Annotated in this window: 18 protein-coding genes and 1 riboswitch; of the genes, 11 read left to right on the top strand and 7 right to left on the bottom strand. The window is 69.0% G+C overall.

The genetic code is table 11. The annotated features are described in order from the left end of the window. Positions 1-69 precede the first annotated feature (69 nt). The 6 genes from JGS39_RS17495 (at position 70) to JGS39_RS17470 (ending at position 8366) form a co-directional block, all read left to right on the top strand. Complete coding sequence (locus JGS39_RS17495) at positions 70-1596, top strand: aldose epimerase family protein (protein WP_219570061.1); 1527 nt, start codon at positions 70-72, stop codon at positions 1594-1596. Between the two features lie 179 nt (positions 1597-1775). Beyond that, complete coding sequence (locus JGS39_RS17490; RefSeq protein WP_219570060.1) at positions 1776-2618, top strand: SDR family oxidoreductase; 843 nt, start codon at positions 1776-1778, stop codon at positions 2616-2618. Between the two features lie 31 nt (positions 2619-2649). Next, a complete protein-coding gene (locus tag JGS39_RS17485; RefSeq protein WP_219570059.1) occupies positions 2650-4110 on the top strand; it encodes a cytochrome ubiquinol oxidase subunit I in 1461 nt (486 codons plus the stop codon). Next, a complete protein-coding gene (locus tag JGS39_RS17480; protein ID WP_219570058.1) occupies positions 4107-5165 on the top strand; it encodes a cytochrome d ubiquinol oxidase subunit II in 1059 nt (352 codons plus the stop codon). Before JGS39_RS17485 ends, JGS39_RS17480 begins: the two co-directional genes overlap by 4 nt. 54 nt (positions 5166-5219) lie before the next feature. Beyond that, complete coding sequence (locus JGS39_RS17475) at positions 5220-6977, top strand: cation:proton antiporter (RefSeq protein ID WP_219570057.1); 1758 nt, start codon at positions 5220-5222, stop codon at positions 6975-6977. 66 nt (positions 6978-7043) lie between these two features. Beyond that, positions 7044-8366, top strand: a complete 1323-nt coding sequence (locus JGS39_RS17470; RefSeq protein WP_264302857.1) for a DUF2254 domain-containing protein — start codon at positions 7044-7046, stop codon at positions 8364-8366. A gap of 89 nt (positions 8367-8455) precedes the next feature. On the opposite strand, the gene JGS39_RS17465 is transcribed toward JGS39_RS17470, so the two are convergent. From JGS39_RS17465 to JGS39_RS17450, 4 genes are all read right to left on the bottom strand, one after another. Then, complete coding sequence (locus JGS39_RS17465) at positions 8456-9448, bottom strand: TrmB family transcriptional regulator (protein WP_219570056.1); 993 nt, start codon at positions 9446-9448, stop codon at positions 8456-8458. Between the two features lie 137 nt (positions 9449-9585). Continuing rightward, positions 9586-13320, bottom strand: coding sequence for a S8 family serine peptidase (locus JGS39_RS17460; protein WP_219570055.1), 3735 nt, complete (start codon positions 13318-13320; stop codon positions 9586-9588). 183 nt (positions 13321-13503) lie between these two features. After that, positions 13504-13914, bottom strand: a complete 411-nt coding sequence (locus JGS39_RS17455; RefSeq protein WP_219570054.1) for an AMP-binding enzyme — start codon at positions 13912-13914, stop codon at positions 13504-13506. 172 nt (positions 13915-14086) lie between these two features. Further along, positions 14087-14689, bottom strand: a complete 603-nt coding sequence (locus JGS39_RS17450) for a TetR/AcrR family transcriptional regulator (protein ID WP_219570053.1) — start codon at positions 14687-14689, stop codon at positions 14087-14089. A gap of 124 nt (positions 14690-14813) precedes the next feature. On the opposite strand from JGS39_RS17450, the gene JGS39_RS17445 reads away from it, so the two are divergent. Further along, positions 14814-16667, top strand: coding sequence for a glycoside hydrolase family 15 protein (locus tag JGS39_RS17445; protein ID WP_219570052.1), 1854 nt, complete (start codon positions 14814-14816; stop codon positions 16665-16667). A 56-nt stretch (positions 16668-16723) separates the two neighbouring features. Here the strand turns inward: JGS39_RS17445 and JGS39_RS17440 are convergent, their stop codons facing one another. Further along, positions 16724-17317: a histidine phosphatase family protein gene (locus tag JGS39_RS17440; protein WP_219570051.1), complete on the bottom strand. Its 594-nt coding sequence runs from the start codon at positions 17315-17317 to the stop codon at positions 16724-16726. 124 nt (positions 17318-17441) lie between these two features. Next, positions 17442-17535: riboswitch (adenosylcobalamin (AdoCbl) riboswitch) on the top strand. Between the two features lie 45 nt (positions 17536-17580). Between JGS39_RS17440 and JGS39_RS17435 the strand changes: the two genes are divergently transcribed. Together JGS39_RS17435 and JGS39_RS17430 are read left to right on the top strand one after the other, a co-directional pair. Beyond that, entirely contained in the window at positions 17581-17796 is a 216-nt protein-coding gene (locus JGS39_RS17435; RefSeq protein ID WP_219570050.1) for a CbtB domain-containing protein, read from the top strand. Positions 17797-17825: 29 nt separating this feature from the next. Beyond that, on the top strand, positions 17826-18605 hold the full coding sequence (locus tag JGS39_RS17430; protein ID WP_219570049.1) for a CbtA family protein: 780 nt from the start codon (positions 17826-17828) through the stop codon (positions 18603-18605). Here the strand turns inward: JGS39_RS17430 and JGS39_RS17425 are convergent. Further along, positions 18515-19039 (bottom strand): GNAT family N-acetyltransferase, encoded by a 525-nt coding sequence (locus JGS39_RS17425; RefSeq protein WP_219570048.1) that lies wholly within the window; start codon positions 19037-19039, stop codon positions 18515-18517. The two genes, JGS39_RS17430 and JGS39_RS17425, sit on opposite strands and share 91 nt — an antisense overlap. A gap of 71 nt (positions 19040-19110) precedes the next feature. Further along, positions 19111-19467 carry a tetratricopeptide repeat protein gene (locus JGS39_RS17420; protein ID WP_219570047.1) on the bottom strand — a complete coding sequence of 119 codons (357 nt, stop codon included), beginning with the start codon at positions 19465-19467 and terminating at the stop codon, positions 19111-19113. A gap of 142 nt (positions 19468-19609) precedes the next feature. Between JGS39_RS17420 and JGS39_RS17415 the strand changes: the two genes are divergently transcribed. After that, the gene (locus JGS39_RS17415) at positions 19610-20575 is read left to right on the top strand and encodes a pirin family protein (protein ID WP_219570046.1); all 966 of its coding nucleotides are present in this window, start codon (positions 19610-19612) and stop codon (positions 20573-20575) included. Between the two features lie 718 nt (positions 20576-21293). Next, complete coding sequence (locus JGS39_RS17410) at positions 21294-23642, top strand: preprotein translocase subunit SecA (RefSeq protein WP_219570045.1); 2349 nt, start codon at positions 21294-21296, stop codon at positions 23640-23642. The last annotated feature ends 80 nt before the right edge of the window (positions 23643-23722 follow it).

The raw sequence follows: 23722 nt of genomic DNA, 5'->3' as shown, positions 1-23722 counted from the left end.
CCGTACGCCGGTTCGCGCGCTGGTGGCCGTCGGGACCGGCGTACCCATCGGCCGGCCCGGGAGGCTCTGATGTCCGGCAAGCCGACGGACGCCGCCCACGCCGACGTCCTCGAACCGTCGCCGAACCTGGTGCTGGTCGTCGGAATGTCGGGCTCCGGCAAGACCACGGTGGGACGGCTTCTCGCCCAGCAGCTCGGCTGGTCCTACCGGGACGCCGACGACTTCCACTCCGCGACCGCCCGCGCCGCGATGGCCGCCGGCCAGGCGCTCACCGACACCGACCGCGAGCCCTGGCTGGACGCCATCGCCGCCTGGCTCGACCACGCGAGCGCCACGGACCTGCGGGCGGTCGTGACCTGTTCCGCCCTCAAGCGCGCCTATCGCGACCGGCTGCTGCGCGGACGACCCGGGATGCGGCTGGTGTACCTGCACGGCACACCGGAGCTGATCGCGTCGCGACTGGCCGGCAGACAGGACCACTTCTTCCCGGTGGGCCTGCTGGACAGTCAGATCGCCGACTTCGAGGAGCCGGAACCGGACGAGCGTCCGCTGGTGGCGGAGATCGATCAGCCGCCCGAGGCCATCGTGGACGGGCTCGCCTCGCTGCTGCGCCCGTCCACCGGCCGTGGCCGGCCGACAGGCGGGCGTCCCGAGGAACCCGCGCCCTCCGAGGTCGTTCCCGCGAGCCCGACCGGTGAACAGTGGACCCTGACGTGGCAGGGGCAGCAGGCCGTCGTGGTGCAACTGGGCGCCGCCCTGCGCCACTACGAGGTGGACGGCCGGCCGGTGCTGGACGGGTTCGCCTCCGGCGCGCCGATCACCGCAGGACGGGGCCAGATTCTCGTTCCCTGGCCCAACCGCATCGGCGACGGCCGCTACACGTTCGACGGGGCCGGCCTGCAACTCCCGCTCACCGAACCGGAGAAGGGCAACGCGATCCACGGGCTGCTCAGGTGGGTCCCGTGGCGTCTGCAGGCACGGAGCGAGGAAGCGCTGCGGCTGGCCGGTGTCATCCGCCCGCAGCCGGGCTACCCCTTCCTGCTGGATGTGACCGCCGAGTACCGGCTGGGGCCCGCAGGTCTGGACGTCTCCGTCCGTGCGACCAACGTGGGGGACGGACCCGCTCCCTACGGCGTCGGACAGCACCCGTATCTCACGCTCGGTGCCGATACGGTCGACACGGCGCTGCTGACCGTGCCCGCGAGGCAGCGCTTCCTCACCGATGACCGGGGCCTGCCGGCCGGCCAGGAGCCCGTCGAGGGAACGGACTTCGACTTCCGTACGGCCCGCCCCATCGGCTCCCGGCAGCTGGACACCGCGTTCGCTCTCGACCGTGGCGACGACGACGTGGCGGTCGTACGCCTGGCGCACCCCTCGGGGACTCACGGCGTCGATGTCCGGCTGGGGGAGGGCACCCGGTACGTACAGATCTACACGGGCGACACGCTGCCCGAGACCGAACGCCGCCGGGGCGTCGCGGTGGAGCCCATGTCGTGCCCGCCGGACTCCTTCCGCAGTGGCCTCGGTGTCCGGGTACTGGAGAAGGGGGACTCCCATGTCCTCCGGTGGGGGCTCACAGCATGGCGGACCACGTGAACGCGTCAGCCGTTCGCGTGCCGCCGCGGTTGAGCCGGCCGGGGGAGTCCGCTGCGCCCAATGGCCCAACAGCGGCCCGGCGGAGCCGCCGACACGTTGATCCGGTGGTTGCCTGAGCCCCCGCCTGCCGGCCAGAGGCCGGCCGTACCCGAGCGGGCAAGCGAGGAGACAGAGACGTCATGGATTCCCACATCGAGGCATCGCGGGTGGGCGCTCTGTCGGCCGGGTTGCTGAAGGGCCAGACCGCACTGGTGACGGGCGCCAATTCCGGCATCGGCAAGGCCACCGCCATCGGACTCGGCCGGGCCGGGGCCGACGTGGTGGTCAACTACGTGAGCGGCCTCGAGGCCGCCGAGGAAGTGGTCCGGGAAATCACCTCGTTCGGCGTGCGCGCGGTGGCCCACGAGGCCGATGTGTCGCAGGAGGCCCAGGTAACCGCGATGGTGGATCGAACGGTCCAGGATTTCGGGACCCTCGACATCCTCGTCGCCAATGCCGGTATGCAGCGTGATGCCACGTTCACCGACATGACGCTCGCCCAGTGGCAGAAGGTGCTCGACGTCAACCTCACCGGCCAGTTCCTCTGCGCACGTGAGGCGACCAAGGAGTTCCGCCGGCGCGGAGTGGTCCCCGAGGTGTCCCGGGCGGCCGGGAAGATCATCTGCATGAGCTCGGTGCACCAGGTCATCCCCTGGGCGGGGCACGTGAACTACGCCTCGTCCAAAGGCGGCGTGCAGATGATGATGCAGACCCTGGCCCAGGAGCTCGCACCGGAGAAGATCCGGGTGAACGCGGTCGCCCCCGGGGCGATCAGGACCCCCATCAACCGCAGTGCCTGGGAGACGCCGGAAGCGCGGGAGGATCTCCTGCGTCTGATCCCGTACGACCGGATCGGGGACCCCGAGGACATCGCCCACGCCGTTGTCCTGCTCGCGTCCGACCTCATGGACTACGTCGTGGGGACGACGCTCTACGTCGACGGCGGCATGACGCTCTTCCCCGGTTTCGCAACCGGCGGCTGACCTTCGCAGGTCCCGAACAGCGAAGGCGGACATGCACCCCTCGGCCCACCTCCTGGCGAGCGCACCGGATCAACTCCTGCCGGCCCGGGAACTCATGGCCTTCACCCTGGCCTCCCACATCATCCTCGTCCCCCTGGGCGTGGCCCTGCCACTGATCACCCTGGTCATGCACTATCGAGGGCTTCGCCACAACGACGCGACGGCCTTGCTGCTGGCGCGCCGCTGGTCGGCGGTGATGGCGGTTCAGTTCGCCGTCGGCGTTGTCACCGGCACCGTGCTCTCGTTCGAATTCGGTCTGCTCTGGCCGGGGATGATGGGCAGGTGGGGCGATGTCTTCGGGATCGGTTTCGGGGTGGAGGCATGGGCGTTCTTCCTCGAAGCCGTCCTCATCGCGATCTACCTCTACGGATGGCGGCGGCTGAAGCCCCGGACACACTTCCTGCTCGGGCTGCCGCTTCCGGCCGCGGCGCTGCTCGGGGCATTCGGCATCCTGGCGGCCAACTCCTGGATGAACACGCCGAGGGGCTTCTCCCTCGACGCCCGGGGCAATCCCACGGACGTGAACATCTGGAAGGCGATCTTCACGCCGATGTTCGGGCCGCAGTACTGGCACTTCGTCGTGGCGATGCTGCTGACCGCGGGATACATGGTGGCGGGCGTCTACGCGGTCGGCCGGCTGAGGGGGCGCCGCGACCGCTACCACCGGCTCGGCTTCACCGTTCCCTTCACCATCGCCGCGGTGGCGACCCCGGTGCAGTTCGTCCTGGGTGACTCCATCGCCCGGTCGGTGTTCCACAAACAGCCGGTGAAGTTCGCGGCCATGGAGGTCGTCTGGAAGACCGACACCCGCGTACCGGAGTACCTCTTCGGCCGTCTGCACTCCGACGGCTCTGTCTCCGGCGGCATCAAGATCCCGCTGCTCGACTCCTTCCTCGCCGGATTCAGCCCGGACACCGAGGTGGTCGGCCTGACCTCCGTACCGCCGGACCAGAGGCCGACAGCCGTTCAGGCGACGATCGCGCACTGGGCCTTCGACATCATGGTCCTCATCGGTTCCGCCCTGGTGCTCCTCGCGCTCTGGTACGGCCTGGTCTGGCTGCGGCACCGCAGGCTTCCCGCGTCCAAGTGGTTCTACCTCGGTGCGGCCTGTGCGGGGCCGGCCTCGGTGGTGGCTGTCGAGTGCGGCTGGATCGCGACCGAGGTGGGGCGCCAGCCCTGGATCGTCTACCAGAACATGCGCGTGGCCGAGGCGGTCACCGCCACGCACTCGTCGACCCTGTGGACCATGTTCGGCCTTGTGATCGTCGTCTACCTGTTCATCTTCGGCTCACTTCTCGCCGTCCTGCTCAAGCTGCGTACGAGATGGAGGCTCGCCGACGCCCGGTCCGCGGGTCGTCCGGGGGATGAGCCGGAGGCGGACGGTCCCTACGGTCCCCGGGCGGCTGTCCCCGCGGGAGACGGCGTCACCCCCTCGCGGGGTGACCGGCCGTGACAGCCGACCTGATCGCCGTGGTACTGCTGCTGGCCGTCGCCGCGTACACCTGCGCGGGCGGTACCGACTACGGCGCCGGGTTCTGGGACCTGACGGCGGGAGGCGCGGAGCGCGGCAGGCGGCCCCGATGGCTCATCGATCACGCGATGGCACCCGTGTGGGAAGTCAACAACGTCTGGCTGATCTTCGTCTTCGTCATCATGTGGACCGGTTTCCCGACCCTCTTCCAGACCGTGTTCTCCGCGATGTGGCTGCCGCTCGCGCTGGCTGCCGTGGGCCTGGTCCTGCGCGGCGCCGGCTTCGCCTTCCGTAAGGTCGCCAACCGCCTTGCGAACCGGCGCCTGTACGGCGCGGTGTTCGCCCTGGCCTCGCTCGTGACTCCGTTCTTCCTGGGCGCCGCCGCAGGAGGCGTTGCCTCCGGCCGCGTGAAGCCCGGAACGGAGGCATCGGCGGACGCCTGGGCCAACCCCACCTCGATCATGTTCGGTCTGCTCGCCGTCGCCGCGGCGGCGTTCCTGGGCGGCGTGTTCCTGACCGGTGATGCCCGCCGCTTCGACGCACCCGACCTGATCACCTACTTCAGGCGGCGCGCGCTGCTGAGCCTCGCCGTGCTCGTGGTGCTGGTGGTGATCACCCTGTTCGTCACGAGCGAGGACGCGCCGCACGTATGGCACGGCCTCACCCACGGGGCGGGACTGGCGGTCGGTATCGCCGCCGGAGCGGCTTCCCTCCTCACAGCGGTACTGCTCGTGCGGAAGGAGGGACGCTACGCACGTGCCCCGGCCCTCGGAGTCATCGCCTGCGCGGTAGTCGCCTGGGGACTGGCCCAGCGTCCGTATCTCTTGCCGACATCGATGACGGTCGCCGAGGGCGCCGGAGCGTCTTCCACGCTGACCTGGCTGGCGTTCGTCACCCTTGTCGCGCTGGTGATCGTGGTGCCGGCCGTCGTCTTCCTGTACTGGCTGGACAGCAGGGGCGACCTCGAAGAACTCACCGAGGCGGACCTGCGGCAGAGCGGTGCCCCCCGGGACGGCGACGGACCGGGAACCACCTGACGATCGCTACGGCCGCATTCCCTCTACGCCAGGACCCCACCGAAGGCAGTTGCTGTGACAGACGAAGAGATCCTTCTCGGGCTCGCCCTCACCGTCGTCCTCGCCACCGGCTCACAGATCCTGGCGAGCAGGCTGCGCGTGCCCGCCCTGATCATCCTGCTGCCGGCGGGATTCACCGCCGGTGCCCTGACGGATGTAATCCACCCCGACCAATTGATGGGACAGAACTTCTCCGCCCTGGTGTCGATGTCCGTCGCGGTGATCCTCTACGACGCGGGACTCGGACTCAACCTGCGGAAACTCACCGGCCGCACACGGTGGACCGTGGGCAGACTGCTCCTGCTTGGTGTGCTCATCACGTTCCTGATCACCTCCGCCGTGGCACCCGCGATGTTCGACATGCCGCTCAGGGTGGCGTCCATGCTCGGGGTGATCCTCGTCGTCTCCGGGCCCACCGTCGTGGGCCCGATTCTCGACGTCGTACGCCCCACCGACAAGGTGCGCCGCATCCTCATCTGGGAAGGGACCCTCACCGACCCGGTCGGCGCCATCCTGGGAGCGCTGGTCTTCCACGCGATCGCCACCACGCACAGGGTCGACATCGGGCGGGGTTACCAGCTGGGCCAGTTCGCCCTCAGCATGGCCGTGGGCCTGATCGGCGGCGCCATCGGCACGGCACTCCTGTGGCTGGCTCTGCGCACGCTGCGCCTCGGCGAGACGCTCGGCACCCTCGCCCAGCTGGCCACCGTGATCGCCGTGTCCGCGGTCTGCGACATCGTCCGGGAGGACACCGGCCTCATCGCCGCCATCGTCACCGGGCTCGCCGTCACCAACATCAGTAAGTTCGACATGCCCGCGCGTCGCCCGTTCTTCGAGACGATGGCGCAGCTGATCATCGGGCTGCTGTTCGTCTCGATCTCCTCCACGATCACTCCGGCCTCCCTCGTGCCCGTCCTCCTGCCTTCCCTGGCACTCCTCGCCATCCTCGTGTTCGTGGTCCGTCCGCTCATCGCGTACCTGTCGACGATGGGTGCCGGACTGAGCGCGGGTGAGCGGGCCTTCGTCGGATGGATGGCACCACGCGGCATCGTGGCGGCGGCCACGGCCACCGCGTTCTCGGCGAACCTCGTCGAACGAGGAGTCGACGGGGCCGGCAAAATCCTTCCCGTCACGTTCCTCGTGATCGTCGGCACGGTCCTGCTGTACTCCCTGAGCGCGGCCCCGGTCGCCAGGATGCTGGGCATCGTCAAACCGGCCGGGACGCGGATCCTGCTGGTGGGCGGCGAGCCATGGGTGGTGGATCTGGGCAGGAACCTGCGATCGGCCGGCCTAGACCTCCTGATGTGGGCAGGGCTCGCTCAGGAACGCCAACGGATCACGGACGCCGGCATCGCACTCGCCACGGGCGACCTGCTGGCCACGGCCACCAACCCGGGCGCCCGCCTCGAAGGGGTGACGGCGGTGTTCCTGGCCACGGACGACGACGACTTCAACGCTCTCGCCTCGGTCATGATGCAGGACAGCGTCGACGGCCCCGTCTACCGGGTCGGCCCTCCCGAGGACAGCCACGGAGTCGTGGCGCCCTACACGGGCGGGGACATCCTCTTCGGCCGGTCGCTCGTAAGCCACACGCTCGCCGCGCGGTACGGGGCGGGCGCGCGGTTCCTGGTCCAGCCGGCTTCCACGCCGTTGCCGCCCGGGAGCGAGATCCTCTTCGTGGTCCATGCGGACATGCGGCTGGAACCCGTCACCGAGAGGCGCCATGTGAAGCCGGGAGAAGGCGACAGCGTGGTGCTGCTGACGATGTCCTGAGCGTGGTCCGGACCCCCGGCCGGATCTTCCCCGGCCCCAGCGGAATCTGACACATCGCGCTGCCGGATGACCGGCGTCGCGAGGGAGGTATGCCCCGTGCGGATCAAGATGTCATGGGCCGCCGTGTTCAGGCTGCGGCAGTATGTGAAAGGAAGCCTGTGGATCATGCCGTTGTTCGGTCTCGTGCTGGGAGTCGTGCTGGCCGAATGGGCCGTCACCGCGGACAGTTCCCACTGGCCACCGAGCGGCTGGCGCTATTCGGCGACCACGGCGAGCGGAGTGCTGAGCGCCATCGTCGGAGCGATGATCGCGCTGCTGGGGTTCGTCGTCACCATCGGCGTTCTCGTCATTCAGCAGGCCACCGGAACACTGTCCCCGAGGTATATGCGGCTCTGGTACCGGGACCGGCTCCAGAAGACCGTGCTGGCCACCTTCACCGGCACGTTCGCGTTCGCCTTCTCCCTGCTGCGCAGCATCGAGACGCGTTCGGTCCCTGACCTCGGCGTCACCCTCGCCGGTGGCGCCGTGGCCGTCAGCCTGTTGCTGCTGCTCGTCTATCTCAACCGCTTCACACACAACCTCAGGCCAGTCGCCATCGCCGACCTCGTCGGCCGCATGGGTGAGGACGTGTTCGAGCAGGCGGCCGGGAAGATCAGGGCCTCGGCACCGCACCCCGGCGAGCCCTCCGGGCCGCGCGGACGGACGACCGTCGTCCGCGCTGCGGCAGGCGGGGCCATCCAGGCCCTCCACACCGCCGGCCTCTCGTCCGTCGCAGCGCGCCACGACTGCGTCTTCACCGTGCCCCATGTGATCGGTGACTACGTTCCCCGGGGCGCCGTCCTCGTCGAGATCCACGGCGGCACATCCGTCCCCGACCACCGGCAGGTGACCGGGCTCATCGCGCTGGGTCCCGAGCGGACGATCGAACAGGACCCGGCCTTCGCTCTCCGGGTGCTCGTCGACATCGCCATCCGCGCTCTGTCGCCCGCCGTCAACGACCCGACCACCGGCGTACAGGTCCTCAACCACATCGATTCGTTCCTCACGGTGGTCGGCCAGTCGCCGCTTCCGGGCCGCTATGTGCTGGCCGGCCAGGACGGCCGGACGCGGCTCGTCCTGCGGGGGAGGGCATGGGAGGACTACCTCCAGCTCGCCGTCTCGGAGATCCGTGACTACGGGGCGACGTCCCTGCAGATCTGCCGCCGGCTGCGCGCCCTCCTCGACGGCCTGCTCGAAAGCCTTCCGCCGGTCCACCACCCTGAGGTGCGGGCGCAGTTGGACCTCCTGGACGCGTCGGTGGAGCGAGCCTTTCCCGACCCGGCCCGCCGCTCCGTCGCGCGGATGGCCGACAGCCAGGGAGTGGGCGGCCGGTCCGGCCCGGTCCGTTAGCCGGCGTCCTCCGGCAGCCCGGACGCACCGCCCGGTCCTTTGGGCGACGTTTTCCGGCGAACCGGGAATACCACTCGCCGGAGGACCGCTCAGCTTGCCTCGACCCAGCCGTGCCGGACGGCATGACCGCCCAGCTGCATCCGGGTCCGGACTCCGGCGAGGTCCATGAGGCGGCGCAGCCGCCGGTGCAGTGTGCGCGGTGACAGACCGAGCTGAGTCGCGGCCGTCGGGTCGGTCAGACCGGCCAGCAGCAGGGCGAGGATCTTCCGGTCCAGCTCGGTCGGACCCTCCGCACCGATGGCGACGGTGGGCTCGGTGTCCAAACCGATGCCCGACAGTTCGAGTGGGTGGGCGGCGCGCCACACCGTCTCGAACAGGGCGTCCAGGGCATCCAGCAGGCCGCTGCGGTGCAGCAGCACGGCGCCGGGATCCCCCGCCGGTGTGACCGCGAGCGGGACCAGGCCGAGGTCGGCATCGGCCAGCACGAGCTTCATGGGCAACGCGTCGGCGACCCGCAGTTGGACGCCGTTGCGCATCGAATCGATCGCATCGGCGATGATCCCCGGCTCGGCCAGTACGGCCCGGTCCAGTACCGCCCGGAAGTGCACGCCTCGGTTGATGGCCATGGGCTCCGCGGAGTTCTCGCCGGGCGGCACAGCGACGAAGGGCGCGGTGATGAAGGTGCGGACCTGCGTCCGGGCGGCCTGCTGCACCTGCAGGAAGCGATGCCGGATCGCGTCGACGCCTGTGATGACCTCGATCAGATCGCTGATGCTACTCCCGGTCATCGCCGCCCGGTGCTCCTCGGCGAACGTGACCAACGCCTGTTCGGCCATGCGCAGCCCGTCCCGGCGCTGGCTGATGAGAGCGCCGAGCGCCATGGCGGGCGGGGCGGCGGTGCACCGCCCGTCCACCGACCTGATCACCAGCCCCCACTCGACCAGACGGTCCAGGGCCGTGCCGACGTGGGCGCACGGCTCGCCGAGCTGATCCGTCAACAGGGCCGCGGTGGAGTCCGGCCGGCCGAGCAGCTCACGATAGACACGCTCGTCATCGGGCCCCAGGCCCAGGACATCCAGCATCGGCGACCGACTCTCTTCCGCTTGGCGCAGCGGTGCGAGTATGCGCCATGGCGGCAGACTCGGAATAGTCGCTGGTGGGAGCAGGTTTGACGGGAAGGGCCCCGGGGAGTCTCCTCCCCGGGGCCCGACGGTGTGGGTCATCGCAGGCCGTACGCCCGGATGATCTCGTTCTTGACGCTGTAGCCGCTGTCCGTCGAGGCGCTCGCGCGGACCGACACGAAGCCGCCGGGCTTCTTCGCGGTCCGGAACGACCCGGTCCAGGATCCGCCGGCACGCTTGGACAGGGTCACCTTCTGCCAGGTGGCGCCGTCGTCGTACGAGACGTCCAGCTTCACCGTTCCGACCGTGCCCGGCACGGTGCCGGAGTCCATGGACACCGGCTTGAGCGTGATCCGCTGGGTGGCGTCGGCCCTGACGTCGCCGTGCAGGTCCGACTCCAGTGCGTAGTCCAGGTTCAGCACCGAGAACCGCTCGAAGAAGTCGGACTCGACGGTGTCGGACATGAAGGTCCATTCGGTGTGGGTGCGTGTCGACAGCCGGAAGGCGTCACCGGGCCGCTCCACATCGAGGACGGTGCGGTAGGGCAGCTTGCCCGCAGGCACCTCCACCCACTGCATGTCGCCGCTGACCGGGTTGTCGTGGATCAGCTTGTCGCCCTGGAACACCTGGAGGTGGGACGGCGTCTCACCCCACGGCAGATAGCCGCCCAGCCGCATGTTGTCGCTCGCGGAGGCCCAGGCCTGCACGTTCCACGTCATGTAGTTCTGCCAACGGGAGTTGTACACACCGAACGACTCTCCCTGGCCGGGGCGGGTCGCCGGTGCGAACCAGTCCAGCCGGCTGGTGCTGCCCCTGGCGTACGTGTTGTCGCCCGACACCATCGACCACGGCAGCGCCGTGTCGACGCCCTGCGTGTGGAACTCCCTCCACACCTGGCCCGGCGTCACCCACTCGGTGCGTGTGCCCGGGTGCCACTCGAGCTCGGGGAGGTTGAACGAAGGGTTGAGGGTGAAGTCGGACCGGTAGCCCTCCGCTCGTCCGGCCTCCGTGGCCGAGTAGTAGCGGGCGTCGATGCGGGCGAGGTCATGCTTGGACGGCTTGTAGACCAGCGCCCGGTCCGGCACATGGCCGGGGTAGTCCCGGGTCAGGTCGTAGACGAACGGTGTGAACTGTGTCTGCTTCACGGTCAGCTTCAGGATGCCGGCCCTGGCCATCGCGACGAGGGCCCTGCCCGCGTCGCGATGCACGGTGGCGACCGGGATGGCCGACTCGCCGACGTACTCCATCAGGGCGCCGGGCCCGTCGTTGACCACGATCAGCGCCTTCGCGCCGGCCGCGACCGCGGCGTCGGTCCGCTCCTGCGGCGAGACCTCGTCGCTGCGCCCGACGACGACGAGTCTGCCCTTGGCGCGCGTTCTCTCGTAGGCGGCAGCAGAGCCGTTGCCCGCGTAGACGGCTTCCAGCCGGTCCGTGGCGGTGCCCAGGGCGCTGCCCGCCTGCACCGTCGTCCCGAAGCGGAGCCGGCCGCCCGGAGTGCTCAGCGCGAGCAGCGGCTCACCCTTGCGCCAGCGGGTGATCAGCGTGAACTCGCCCTGCTTCATGGGCTCCGTCGGTGCGACGTAGACGTCGTCGTACGTCGACGGCAGCACGTAGGCACCGCGAAAGTCCGTGTACGGGTCGAGGCCCGCGTAGTGGACGTTGAAGTCGACCTTGCGCTGGCGGTCCTCGGTGAGCTGCGGTGCCTCGGTCTCCAGCAGGTGAGCCTTGCTCGCGTCGAGCACCACGTCGGCGGAGCCGTCCTTGAGCACCGTCTCCGGGTCGACCAGCACGGCCAGACCCGAGCGGTCCGCCTTCTCGCCGGCCACGTCGACGTACGCCGCGACGGTGTAGAGGCCGGGTGCCATGCGCATCGTGGTCGAGCCCTCGACGTAGACGTTCCACGGCCAGGAGTCGCCGGCCAGGTTGACCGTGACCCAGCCCGCCGCCGGCTTGCCGTCCCGGCCGACCAGTTCGATGTTCAGGTCGTGGCGCTCCTCCTCCTTGAGCAGCGCCACAGAGGTCCGGGTCAGCTGCTTCCCGGTGGCCGCGTCGGTCCCCGTCACGTAGCCGACGTGGCGGCCCGCCGAGGCGGTCTGCGGGTCACCGGTCACCGGGATCGTGGCGGTGCCGTCTGCCGGGACGGTTACCGTGGTGGCTCCCAGCGTGAACGGGCCCTCCCTGTCGGTCAGCGCCAGGTCCAGCGTGACGTCGGCAGAACCGGTGTTGGTGAAGGTCAGGTCCTTCGTGACGGCGACATCACTCGGTTCGTGCGGCCAGGTGTAGTTGCCGAAGAAGAGCGATCCGGTGCCACGGACCGTCGTGTGCACGGCGGCGGCCACGTCGACACGGCCGGTGCCCACCTCGTACGGCGAGTACCCCTCGTCCAGGCCCTTCGCCGTGCTCATCAGGTGTTCCTTGAGCTGAGCGCCGTTCCAGTCCGGGTGCTGCTGGGACAGGATCGCTGCCGCGCCGACGACGTGCGGGGTGGCCATCGACGTGCCGCTGAGAGTGCGGTAGAGGCCCTCGCCCCCATCGGTCATCTCCTGCGAACGGGGCGCGGTGATGTCCACGCCGGGCGCCGCGATGTCCGGCTTCATACCGCCGGAGTAGGCCAGTGGGCCGGTGCTGGAGAAGGACGCGAGCCGGTCCTCCTTGTCCGTGGCGGCCACGGTCAGTGCGGAGGCGGCGGCGCCCGGGGCCGAGACGGTCTCCGGGCCCGCGTTGCCCGCTGCGATGACGAACAGCGTGCCGTACTGCGCGGACAGCGTGTCGACCGTCTGCGACATCGGGTCGCTGCCGTCCGTCGGATAGGAGTCGCCGAGGCTCATGTTGACGACGTCGGCACCGGACTCGGCGGCCCACTGCATGCCCGCCATGACCCAGGAGTCCTGGCCGTAGCCCTCCGCGCCGCCGAGCACCTTGCCGACGAACAGGTCGGCGCCGGGGGCGACACCCTTGTTGTCGCCACCGGAGGCGGTACCCGAGCCGACGATCGTGCCGGCCACGTGGGTGCCGTGGCCGTTGACGTCGGTGACGGTCTCACCCGGGACGAAGCTGACCGTGCCGTCGATCAGGCCGGCGAAGTCGGGGTGGTTGACGTCGATACCGGTGTCGAGGACCGCGACCTTGGCACCCTTGCCGGTGTACCCGGCCGCCCAGGCCTCGGGCGCGCCGATCAGGGGCACGCTGTCCTTCAGGTTGACCTTCACCCGGCCGTCGAGCCACAGCTTTTCCACACCGGCTCCGAGCCTTGCGCCGCCCTGCGGCGCGACGGCGGTCCAGAAGGTGTGGGCCTGCCGCTTCCCGGTGCTGAGCGCGGCACCGTGGATGCCCTTGAGGCTGCGGGTCAGCTTGCTGCCGCGCGGGGCCGTCGGCTCGACGGCCGAGCGGGACTTCGACGGGGTGTACGTCGCGATCAGCGGCACCGCGGCCGACTTCGCGTCGTCGTACCCCATCTCGATCAGGTCGGTGACGTTGAACAGCCGGCGGTCGAGCTTGCCGGCGCCCAGCAGCGGTGCCGCCTCGTCCGGGACGACGAACAGGTCGCCCTTGACCTCCTGGACCTTGACGCCGCCGACGGCGCTGTCCGGCCGGTCGACGTCAGCGGACTGTTTGCCGTCGGCCATCGTGGTGACGGTGACGACGTCGCCGGTGACCAGGGTGACCTTGTGGGTTGCCGAGGGCTTGGCGGGAACGGCGGGCCTGCTCGGAGCGGCCTGTGCGGGCGCTTGCAGAGCGATGAGGCCCGATGCCAGAAGCGGCACTGCGGCGGCGGCCGAGATCAGCTGCCGGCGTCTGCGCCGGAAGGCGGAGGACTGAATGGGGAAGGACATGGCATCGGTCTATCTGTGACGAACGCACGACGTGAAGAGCCGGTGGCGGCAAGTCCTTGCCATGGCAGCGACTTGCCGGCAGGGAACGGTTGGAATGCGGTCAAGTCGCCCTCGGCGACCCTGTTGGGCGGCCGCCGGTCGCGGGATGCCGCTGTCAGGGCACGAACCAGCCGGACGACCGGCTCATCGTCCGGACCCGGGCGTGTGACCGTCGACGTCCCTGAGCTCGCGCTTGAGGATCTTTCCGGTGGCATTGGTCGGCAGGGCTCCGAGGAACTCCACGATGCGGGGGTACTTGTAGCCGGCCATCTCCTGCTTGCACCAGGCGATCAGCTCGTCCTCGGTGAGCGTCGCTCCCTGGGCGCGGACGACGCACGCCTTGACCTCCTCGCCATGGCGCTCGTGCGGTACTCCGATGACGGCCGCCATGCTCACGGACGGATGGGTGAGCAGCACTTCCTCGATCTCCCGCGGATACACGTTGAAGCCGCCGCGCAGGATCATGTCCTTGGCCCGGTCCACGATGGAGAACCATCCGTCGGCGTCGCGCACGGTACGGGCGCTGTTCTCCAGCAGGGTGGCGAGATTGAGCATGAGGTCTCCGTAGGGGTGTGCGTGCGGAGGCGCGGACGTGCCGGCAGACGGGGCCGGGGCATGGTCGCGAGGGAGGAGCCATGAAATCGTTACTGAAAGTATCGTTATTAGGGCAGGGTGAGGCAAGGCGCGTGGGGGTGAGATTCCGGAGTCGGAAGACCCTCGGGAGCCGTCAGCAGGCCGAGCCGACCGCCCTGGTGACGAGATCGACCAACGCGTCCACGAAACGGGTGTCAGGCAGCTCCAGCTCGCCGATCAGCCGGAAGAGCAGGGGTGCGGCCACCAGGGTGGCTGCGGCCCGGACATCGGTGTCGGGGGCGACGTCACCGCGGGCGATTCCGCGTTCCAGGACGCGCCTCGTCTCGCTCGTGATCCGCTCCGTGTACTCCGCGTACTGGCCGCGCGCCGCGCCCGCATCGGCCGAGGCGCCGATGAGGCCCGCGAGCAGCCGGTCCGAACCCGGCAGCAGGTACGCCTCCAGCCGGGCGGTCAGCACGAAGCGGAGCTCGGCGCGGAAGTCGCCCAGATCGGGCACCGACAGGGGGCCGATGCGGGTCTCCGCGGCAGCGATGATCAGGTCCTGTTTGGTGGGCCACCGCCGGTAGATGGCCGGCTTGCTCACCCCGGCCCGGGCCGCGACGACGTCCATCGTGACCGCCCCGATCCCCTGCTCGGTGACCAGGCCCACCACCGCGTCGAGCACGGCTCCGGTGACCCGTTCCTCGCGCGGTCGCCCCGGTCCCCGTACGGCCCCGCCGGTCTGCCTCTCCATCATGCGCAGAGCCTACGGCCCCGGCCGGTACGGCCGGCCAAGGGCTGTCACCTTGCTGCATTCCCTCATCAGGACGGGGCGCCGTCGTCGGCATACGATGGGCCACCGGTGCCGAAAGGGGCGCAAAGTGGATGAATATCCCCTGATCGAGAACCACGGTCTGATCGGAGATCTGCAGACCGCGGCTCTCGTGACCACGGACGCGACGATCGACTGGTTCTGCTGTCCGCGCTTCGATTCGCCCAGCGTCTTCGGCGCTCTGCTCGACCACCGCAAGGGCGGTCACTTCACCGTCCGGCCGGTCGCCGACACCTACACCAGCAAGCAGCTGTACCACCCCGACACGGCCGTCCTCGTGACGCGTTTCATGACCGAGGCCGGCACCGGCGAGGTGGTGGACTTCATGCCGGTGACCGGGACGACGGCGACGGACCGGCACCGCCTGGTCCGCATGCTGCGCTGTGTCCGGGGCAGCATGACGTTCGAAGGGGAGATCGCTCCCCGCTTCGACTACGGCCGCACACCGCACGAGCTGCACATCACGGAGCGCGGGGCCCTTTTCACTTCACCGGACATGAACCTTGCCGTCCACGCCGTCCGCGAGCCCCAGGACGAGCGGCTGCTGAACATCCTCTCGGGCGACAACGACGTGCAGTTCAGTCTGACCCTGCGAGCGGGCCAGCAGCGCGGCCTGATCATGGAGTCGTCCCCCGACGGGCCGCCGCACGAGGTCTCCGTGGAGGAGTTCGAGCAACTCTTCGACGAGACCGTCCAGTTCTGGCGCTCCTGGCTGGGCCAGTCCACCTATACGGGCCGGTGGCGGGAAGCGGTGGAACGTTCGGCCGTGACACTGAAGCTCATGACGTACGCGCCTACCGGCGCCCTGGTGGCGGCCCCCACGGCGGGCCTGCCCGAGCAGCTGGGCGGAGAACGCAACTGGGACTACCGGTTCACCTGGATCCGTGACGCGTCGTTCTCGGTGTACGCGCTGCTGGGCCTGGGATTCAGGGAGGAAGCCAGGGCGTTCATCGGCTGGCTGCACGACCGCGTGAAGGAAGAGGCCGGTCACGAAGGCGGCACCGGCCCGCTGAACATCATGTACCGCGTCGACGGCTCATCGGACCTGGTCGAGGAGACCCTGGACCACTGGGAGGGCTACGGCGGCTCCGCGCCGGTCCGCATCGGCAACGGAGCGGCGAGCCAGCTGCAACTGGACATCTACGGTGAGGCGCTCGACAGCATCTACTTCGCGCATCAGCACGGCATGCACCTGGACACACGGGGCTGGGCCGCGCTGCACACCCTTCTCGACTGGCTGGTCGATCACTGGGACCAGCCCGGTGAAGGGCTGTGGGAGACCCGAGGTGGCAGGAAGGACTTCACCTACGGCCGCGTGATGTCCTGGGTCGCCTTCGACCGCGCCGTCCGCATCGCCACCGACGACGGCCGCCCGGCGGCCCGCGGCCGCTGGGTGGACGCGCGGGACACGATCTACCAGCAGGTGCTCAACCGGGGCTGGGACCCGGAGAAGAAGGCCTTCGTCCAGCACTACGGCGACGACGTCCTCGACTCGTCCCTGCTGCGCATGCCGACAGTCGGCTTCATCACGCCGGACGATCCCATGTGGAAGACCACGCTGGACGCGATGGAGCAGGAGCTGGTCAGCGACAGCCTCGTCTACCGCTACAACCCCGAGGCCTCACCTGACGGGCTGAGCGGCTCGGAGGGAACCTTCTCCCTCTGTACGTTCATGTACGTCGACGCCCTGGCGCGGGCCGGACGCGTCGACCAGGCCCGGCTGGTCCTGGAGAAGATGCTCACCTACGCCAACCATCTCGGCCTGTACTCGGAGGAGATCGCCCTGACGGGACGTCAACTGGGAAACTTCCCGCAGGCGTTCACGCATCTGGCGCTGATCGACGCCGCCATCACGCTGGACGCGAGGCTCAACGCGGCGCGCGGGGGCACGGGCGCGCCGTGAGGCTCACGCGCGGAGTGCCCCTGCCCGCACGGTGACCGCCGCACCCGGGGCCGCGGTCACCGGACACCCTCCTCCGATACGAGCGGCCGGCCGCAGCGCAGGTTCCACCGCCCCGACCTGCCGCTGAGCTCCGTCAACGTCAGCGGTGCCACGTCCAGTCGCCAGAACGCCTGGGGCGGGAGGGCCAGAGCATGGACGACGGCGGCCCGGATCACGGCAGGCTCGACCACCCCCAGGACCCGGCCCGCGCCGTCTCCGTGCGGCGAGTCGAGCCACGCGCCCACCCGGGCGCACAGCTCCAGCAGTGACTCGCCCCCGTGCGGAGCGGCCGACGGATCCGCCAGCCAGGCCGCCACCGCGTCCGGCTCGTCCGCGCTCACCTCGGACAGCCGCGCACCGGACCAGCGGCCCATGTCCCAGTCCCGCAGGGCGTGTTCGGTGTCCGGCCGCAGCCCCAGCGCCTCCGCGGTGCCGTGGCAGCGCAGAGTCGGCCCCCGCAGCCACTGGTCCGCGACCGGGACCGAGCCGGCGGCAGCGGCAGCCAGGGCCGGACGGAGTCCGGAGTCGTCCAGGGGAGCGTCACCGGCGAACCGGGCCTCCCGCAGCGCGGCGTTCATCCCCGGTGAGATCAACATCACCCGTACCGTCATACCCGTCCTCAACTCCCTGAACTGTGGCCCCGTGGCCAAGCACACCATGGCATCCAGGACCCTCCGGCCCGCCCACGGGCACCATGGCGGCCGTCACGCCCAAGCGGTATGGTCGCGACGACACGACGAGGGTGTGACGGAAGTCCGGTGAGAATCCGGCACGGTCGCGCCACTGTGAACCCGTACCCGTACGGGAAGTCAGACCCAGCACCCTCGTCTCAGGCACCACGATCGGGACGCGTGTTCCCCCAGGAGGTTCTGCCATGGCACAGACTGCTGCCCCCGCCACGGTCACACCCGCCATCACTCCCATCTCGCTGAAGGCCATTGCTCCTTGGGCGGTCTTCTTCGGCGTCGTCATGCTGATCCTGCTGTACTTCGTCGGCGCCGAGCAGGGCGCCACCGCGCTCATCTCGGGCGAAGGCGTGCACGAGTGGGTCCACGACGGCCGTCACCTCCTCGGTTTCCCCTGCCACTGATCCATCCGGCTGATCCAGGGGAATCCCTCATGAACTCCATATCTGTCAGAGCTCTGCTCGTCCGCGGCATGCTGGCCGGCCTCGTCGCGGGTGCGCTCGCGCTTGCGGTGGCGTACTTCCTCGGCGAGTCACGCGTCGACGCGGCCATCGCCCTCGAAGAGGCGCACAGCCACAGCCACGACCACGGCGCCGGCGAGGAACTCGTCAGCCGGGGCATGCAGGCCACCGGCGGCCTCGCCACCGGTGTGCTCGTCTTCGGCGTCGCCGTGGGCGGCATCGCCGCACTCGTCTTCTGTTACGCACTCGGCCGGTTGGGCCGGTTCGGCCCCAGGGCGACCGCCGCGCTGATCGCGGGAGCCGCTCTGCTGACCGTGTACATCGTCCCGTTCCTGAAGTACCCGGCGAATCCGCCGGCCGTCGGCAACCCCGACACCATCGGCAGACGCACCGCGCTGTTCTTCCTCATGGTCGCGCTCAGTGTGCTGCTGGCGGTGGCCGCCGTGATCCTCGGCAGGCGACTGGCTCCGCGCCTGGGCAACTGGAACGCCACCATCGCAGCCGCTGCCGGCTATGTGCTGGTCATCGGCCTCGCCTATGCCTTCCTGCCCTCTTTCAACGAGGTCGGGAAGGACTTCCCGGCGTCTCTGCTCTGGGAGTTCAGGCTGGCCACGCTCGCGGTGCAGGTCACGCTCTGGACGACCTTCGGGCTGGTCTTCGGCTATCTCACCGAACGGCTGCTGGTACCGGGGCCGGACGTGGCGACGGCCACGGACGGCGGGACGAAACGGCCGGCCACGGTCGCGGGCTGAGTCGCGGCGGCCATGACGTGCTGGGAGGCGATGTTGTCGAGGTCGGCGTCCCCGTGCACGCAGGCGATGCCCTGGTCACGGGTGAACCGAAGCAGCGCACGGAGCGCCTCGGAGGCGTACCCCATGCCGCGCGCTGACGGCACGAGTCCGTAGCCGACCGTGACGTGCCCGTTCTCGTCGGGCGCCCCGTGGAACCCGGCTCCGCCTATCAGGAGCCCGTCCTCGCGGCGCCTTACGTTGTACGAACCGTAGGGTGTCGGGTCGCCGGTGCCGGCACAGGTTTCCAGAAACCGCTGGGCCGCCCGCATCTCACCCGGCAGGGGAAAGCCAGGAGCCCAGCGAGCACCCTCGGCCGGCCTGTCCGCCGCCACCTGCTCGGCCTCGGCAAGGGTCATCGGGGACAGGATCAGCCGTGGTGTGTCGAGTGGGGTCATGCCCTGTGAGGTATCACGCGGCGCTGCCGGGCCGCACCCGGATATCGGGGGCGGCCCGGTGTGCGCGGCGGTCAGGCACCACCGGCCGGGGTGAAGTCCCCGGACAGGGCGGCGGCCATCCGCAGTTGCGTGTCCGCCTCGGACTGCCGGCCCTGGCGCTCCAGCGTGCGGCCGAGCATGAGCCGTGCGTACTGCTCCACAGGGTCGAGTTCCAGCACCGCGCGCAGCTCCGTCTCGGCCCGGACGAGCCGCGCCGAGTGGTAGTAGGCCCGCGCCAGCAGCAGCCGGGGCGAGACCTGGTCCGGCGCCTCCTCGACGAGTCCGTCCAGGATCCTGGCCGCCGTCGTGTACTCCTTCGACCCGAAGAACAGCTGGGCGCGGTCCCAGCGCTCGGCGGCGGTCCCGAACTCGTAGTAGGTGTCGCTCATGTGACCTCCTCGGTCGAGGGTGCCGCCGGGCTGCTCCCGTACGTATCCACCCGCCACAACACCGAGAGGTGGTTTAACATTCCACTAAATATTCGGCGTGGGTGCCACCCGCCCGGAGCCGCACGGGAATAGGTTGACCGCCATGAGCAATCTCGATCGCCAGGCCGCACTCTCCGTCTGTGGAGGGCGGGGTTTCGTCGTCCCCGAACCCGTACGTGAACTCCTCGCCCCGCGCCATGTGCGGCTCGGCGAGTCCACCGAGGTCCGCAGACTGCTGCCCAACCTGGGCCGCCGCATGGTCGGGGCCTGGGCCTTCGTCGACCACTACGGCCCCGACGACATCGCGGACGAACCCGGGATGCAGGTGCCGCCGCACCCCCACATGGGCCTGCAGACGGTCAGCTGGCTGCACGAGGGCGAGGTCCTGCACCGCGACAGCCTGGGCAGTCTGGAGACGATCCGCCCGCGCGAGCTCGGCCTGATGACGTCGGGCCGCGCGATCAGCCACTCCGAGGAGAGCCCCCGGCCGCACGGCGCGCTGCTGCACGGCGCCCAGCTCTGGGTCGCCCTGCCCGATGCCCACCGCACCGTCGAACCGCACTTCCAGCACCACAAGGACCTGCCGACCGTGACCGCCCCCGGCCTCACGGCCACGGTGATCCTCGGCACCCTCGACGACGCCACCTCGCCCGGCACCGCGTACACCCCGATCGTCGGCGCCGACCTCGCCCTGAGCAGCGGAGCCGAGGCCCGCCTCCCGCTGGACCCCGACTTCGAGTACGCCGTGCTGTCGATGTCCGGCGAGGCGGAGGTCGACGGCGTGCCCGTCCTGCCCGGCTCGATGCTCTACCTCGGCTGCGGACGCACCGAGCTTCCTCTGCGTGCGGTGTCGGACGCGGGGCTGATGCTCCTGGGCGGAGAGCCCTTCGAGGAGGAGATCGTCATGTGGTGGAACTTCGTGGCCAGAACCCAGGACGATATCACGCAGGCCCGTGAGGACTGGATGAACGGCGATCGGTTCGGCACCGTACGTGGCTATGACGGTGCACCGCTCCCGGCTCCCGCACTGCCCGCTGTGCCCCTGAAGCCGCGTGGACGTGTGCGCTGAGCTGCGGGTTCTTGCAGATTCACGAGTTTCGAGGCGTGCCCGATCGTGCCTGCGTCGCCCTCTGGACGGGGGCGGTCTGGAAGCGGCTGAGAGTGCCTCAGGGAGAGGCCTTCCGCTGGACCAGCGTTCTCAACTGTGCCCGCGTCTGACCTTGTGTGCCAGGACGGATGCTGACTCAATGCTGACTTTTCTGACGATGCGTCAGGTGCTGTGGCTGCTGGTTGGGTCGGTCCGGAGGGCTGGAGCGACTACGCGTGAAGGCCGATGAGTCATGACGTTGTGGCCGGTCCAGCCGCCCACGAGCTGTCGCAGCAGGTAGAGCTGGCCGCGGCCAGCAGGCTCAGCTCGTATTTGCGCCGCACGCTGCGACGTGCTCCGGGTAAAGGGCGGCCGCCCCGACGAAGGGCGACCCGTTCCGCACTGGCCAGAAACGACGGCGCTTGGTTGCCCCAAATCCGCAGATTCAATTCCCTCCGACCCTGGGTGTCAGCGCCCCACCCGCTGGCACCCACCAACACGCCTCCTCGCGGGCTGGCTTCTGATGTCGGTAAAGGAATGGCTATTTCGGGTCTCCATGTGGCCTGGGCATCGTCGACTACGTGGCCATCATGGCCCTGCTTTCGCCTAGGTGTTCGGGCCGCGGAGGGGGGCTGCACCCGATGACCAAAGTGGGCACAAACCATTCCCCCTTGGCCGAGTCGTGTGGTGAAGTCGACTCATGGCTTCCCGATCAAAGCGCCGCGAAGCGCGCAATAGTAGACAGCGGCGCTCCGGCCCCAGGGAGTCGGCGTTCGACCCGCACGCGCGAGAGATGGTGGAGACCTGGGGCGAGTTGAGAGCACTCATAGCCAGGCTTGATGGCGACGACTCCAAGGCGGCAATCGACACGGCGTTCGATTCTGCTGTCAGTGAGTTCGTGGCGAAGGTGCGGCGGTTCGACGCGATCCGGCTTCTTGAGGTGGCTCGTCAGCGGTTCCTGCCAAGGGCTCCCGACGGCATAATGCCTGTTACTGCAGAGGCTGGGGCCGCGTACCTAGAGCTTTTAGCCCTGATTGCTCTCGCTGCGGGTCCGGAGACGGTGACGGTTGGAGGTCCTGGAGTCGAGGATCAGGAGATGAGTCACTTCGTCTCCGAGGCAAAGGACGAACTCAACAGAATTCTCCACCTTTCACAGTTGAGGTCCTTCGCCATCACAGATCCAAAGGACAACCTTGCTCTTGTGTCTTTGCTCGTTCGAGGCGCCGAGGTGTGGATGCGTAATTCTTCCTACCCAGAGATGGTCGAGACGACGAATCTGATACTTCTCGACGGCAACCCGAACGTCCGGGCGGCATTGCAGAATCAGCTTGGCTTCGACGCGACCGACGCGCTGACTGTCCTCAACGCATGTCATCACCTGCAGGAGGCTGGCCTGAACAGGCGCCTCAAGGCGATGGGCGAGGCCGTGGACGACGCGATGGTGAAGGGACGCGCGGACGGTCGGCTGATGGAGTTCGCCAGGACCAGCCTGATGTCGATGTTCGAGCCCGATGCCGACCAGGCCACGATTGCCATCGACGATATCGTCGTACACACGGGCATCACTGTGAACGTTGTCAGAGCCGTTGTCGAGCGGTTCCGCCTAGACCTCGGAACGGCTTCTCCAGGTGACGTCATCGTCGCATTCGCCACTGGCAAGAACCCGATGCGGACCCGGCCACTCATCGTCGGGGACGGCGGGCGCCTCATGCTGCCGCACCCGGCGCTGAACGTGTTCGCCGTCCGGGAGAGCCTCGAAGAGCATCTCAAGACATCGAGAGCAGTGTGGAACCAGTACGCGAAGCACCGCGGAGACCTTCTCGAGTCGCGCACGTGCAGCGCGCTTGACCGCGTACTTCCCGGAGCCCATTTCCGGGACGCATTCGAGTACTACGTGCCTGCTAGCGACGAAGAAGCCAAGACCGCGGACCCGGCCAAGTACACCAAACGCGTAGAGGGCGACCACCTCGTCGTCCTTGACGATGTCGCCATCATCGTGGAGGACAAGGCCGTCGCGCTGAGCGCCTTGTCCCGAGGAGGCAAGGCGACACGGCTCCGCACGGACCTGACCGGCATCATCACGAAGGCGGCCGAGCAGTCCGGCCGCATGCGTGACGTGATTAAGCGGGATGGCGGCCTGCGCATCGAACACGAAGGATGGGTCGACTTCAGCCTCGTCCGCGAGATCCACACCATCGCAGTCAGCCTCGACGATCTCTCGACTGTTCTGACCGCCACCGCAGAGTTGACTCGGGCTGGCCTGCTTACCCCCGACAACATCCCCTGGACCGTGTCCCTGCACGACCTCGAGCTGATCACCGAACTCGTTGCACGGCCGGCCGAGTTCCTCCTCTACCTGCGTCGGCGCTGCAACCCGGACGTCACCGTCCTGTTCTACGCACCGGACGAACTGGACTTGTTCCTGTACTTCTTCGAAGCGGGCCTTTGGGTGGAACCAGATCCGGAGCAGGTGCGTGCCGCGTTCCCATTCCTCCCTGCGCCATCCACGGCTGAACTACGCCGCTTCAAAGCGCGCCGACGAACTATTCTGACGAGCCGAACCGACGCGCTCGATGCATGGTGGTATACCAAGGACCGCGACGATTCGAGTTCTGTATCCGCACCAAAGCCAGCGATGGTGGCCTCGCCACTCGAGCCGCTTCTCGGAGAACTGCAGTCCCGCAACGCAACCGGATGGCTCAGTATCGGCGCGACGCTGCTGTCCTTGGCCACGTCCGCCCAGCACGAGTTCGCCCGCCACAGTGAAACGCTGCTCAAGCACCCGCTCCCGCATGGCCAGGGCCGCAGCATGACAGTGCCGGTCACGGCCAGCATCGAACCAGCCGAAGGATGGTTGTTCGTATGGGCCACACGCCCAGCGGGCCAGAGCCCTGACGATGCTGAGAAGAGTCTCCGTGGCTACCTGCAAGCCAAGAAGCATCAGCTCGGCCTCCCGCGAGGCGTCGTCTTTCTGTACGACGAGCCGACCCGCGATCTCGTCGGAGTCTTCTACGACGGACACACCGGGCCGCTAGTACTCCAGCCGTAGTTCTCCATTAGCGCTGGTCAGCGGCTTGGGTGTGGGGATTGTAGCGGGGTGGGTTGGGGTGCGGGGCGGTCTTGGCGGAC

The organism is Streptomyces poriferorum, assembly GCF_019399235.1.
GTDB classification, from domain to species: domain Bacteria; phylum Actinomycetota; class Actinomycetes; order Streptomycetales; family Streptomycetaceae; genus Streptomyces; species Streptomyces poriferorum.
This window is presented reverse-complemented; position numbering and strand designations above follow the sequence as displayed.

What these genes read in the sequence shown, in the direction of transcription:
- JGS39_RS17460 (WP_219570055.1), bottom strand. Translation starts at nt 13,320, where the DNA reads ATGTCCTTCCCCATTCAGTCCTCCGCCTTCCGGCGCAGACGCCGGCAG.
- JGS39_RS17465 (WP_219570056.1), bottom strand. Translation starts at nt 9,448, where the DNA reads ATGCTGGATGTCCTGGGCCTGGGGCCCGATGACGAGCGTGTCTATCGT.
- JGS39_RS17495 (WP_219570061.1), top strand. Translation starts at nt 70, where the DNA reads ATGTCCGGCAAGCCGACGGACGCCGCCCACGCCGACGTCCTCGAACCG.
- JGS39_RS17420 (WP_219570047.1), bottom strand. Translation starts at nt 19,467, where the DNA reads ATGAGCGACACCTACTACGAGTTCGGGACCGCCGCCGAGCGCTGGGAC.
- JGS39_RS17410 (WP_219570045.1), top strand. Translation starts at nt 21,294, where the DNA reads ATGGCTTCCCGATCAAAGCGCCGCGAAGCGCGCAATAGTAGACAGCGG.
- JGS39_RS17430 (WP_219570049.1), top strand. Translation starts at nt 17,826, where the DNA reads ATGAACTCCATATCTGTCAGAGCTCTGCTCGTCCGCGGCATGCTGGCC.
- JGS39_RS17490 (WP_219570060.1), top strand. Translation starts at nt 1,776, where the DNA reads ATGGATTCCCACATCGAGGCATCGCGGGTGGGCGCTCTGTCGGCCGGG.
- JGS39_RS17455 (WP_219570054.1), bottom strand. Translation starts at nt 13,914, where the DNA reads ATGCTCAATCTCGCCACCCTGCTGGAGAACAGCGCCCGTACCGTGCGC.
- JGS39_RS17470 (WP_264302857.1), top strand. Translation starts at nt 7,044, where the DNA reads ATGACCGGCGTCGCGAGGGAGGTATGCCCCGTGCGGATCAAGATGTCA.
- JGS39_RS17450 (WP_219570053.1), bottom strand. Translation starts at nt 14,689, where the DNA reads ATGATGGAGAGGCAGACCGGCGGGGCCGTACGGGGACCGGGGCGACCG.
- JGS39_RS17485 (WP_219570059.1), top strand. Translation starts at nt 2,650, where the DNA reads ATGCACCCCTCGGCCCACCTCCTGGCGAGCGCACCGGATCAACTCCTG.
- JGS39_RS17440 (WP_219570051.1), bottom strand. Translation starts at nt 17,317, where the DNA reads ATGACGGTACGGGTGATGTTGATCTCACCGGGGATGAACGCCGCGCTG.
- JGS39_RS17425 (WP_219570048.1), bottom strand. Translation starts at nt 19,039, where the DNA reads ATGACCCCACTCGACACACCACGGCTGATCCTGTCCCCGATGACCCTT.
- JGS39_RS17435 (WP_219570050.1), top strand. Translation starts at nt 17,581, where the DNA reads ATGGCACAGACTGCTGCCCCCGCCACGGTCACACCCGCCATCACTCCC.
- JGS39_RS17415 (WP_219570046.1), top strand. Translation starts at nt 19,610, where the DNA reads ATGAGCAATCTCGATCGCCAGGCCGCACTCTCCGTCTGTGGAGGGCGG.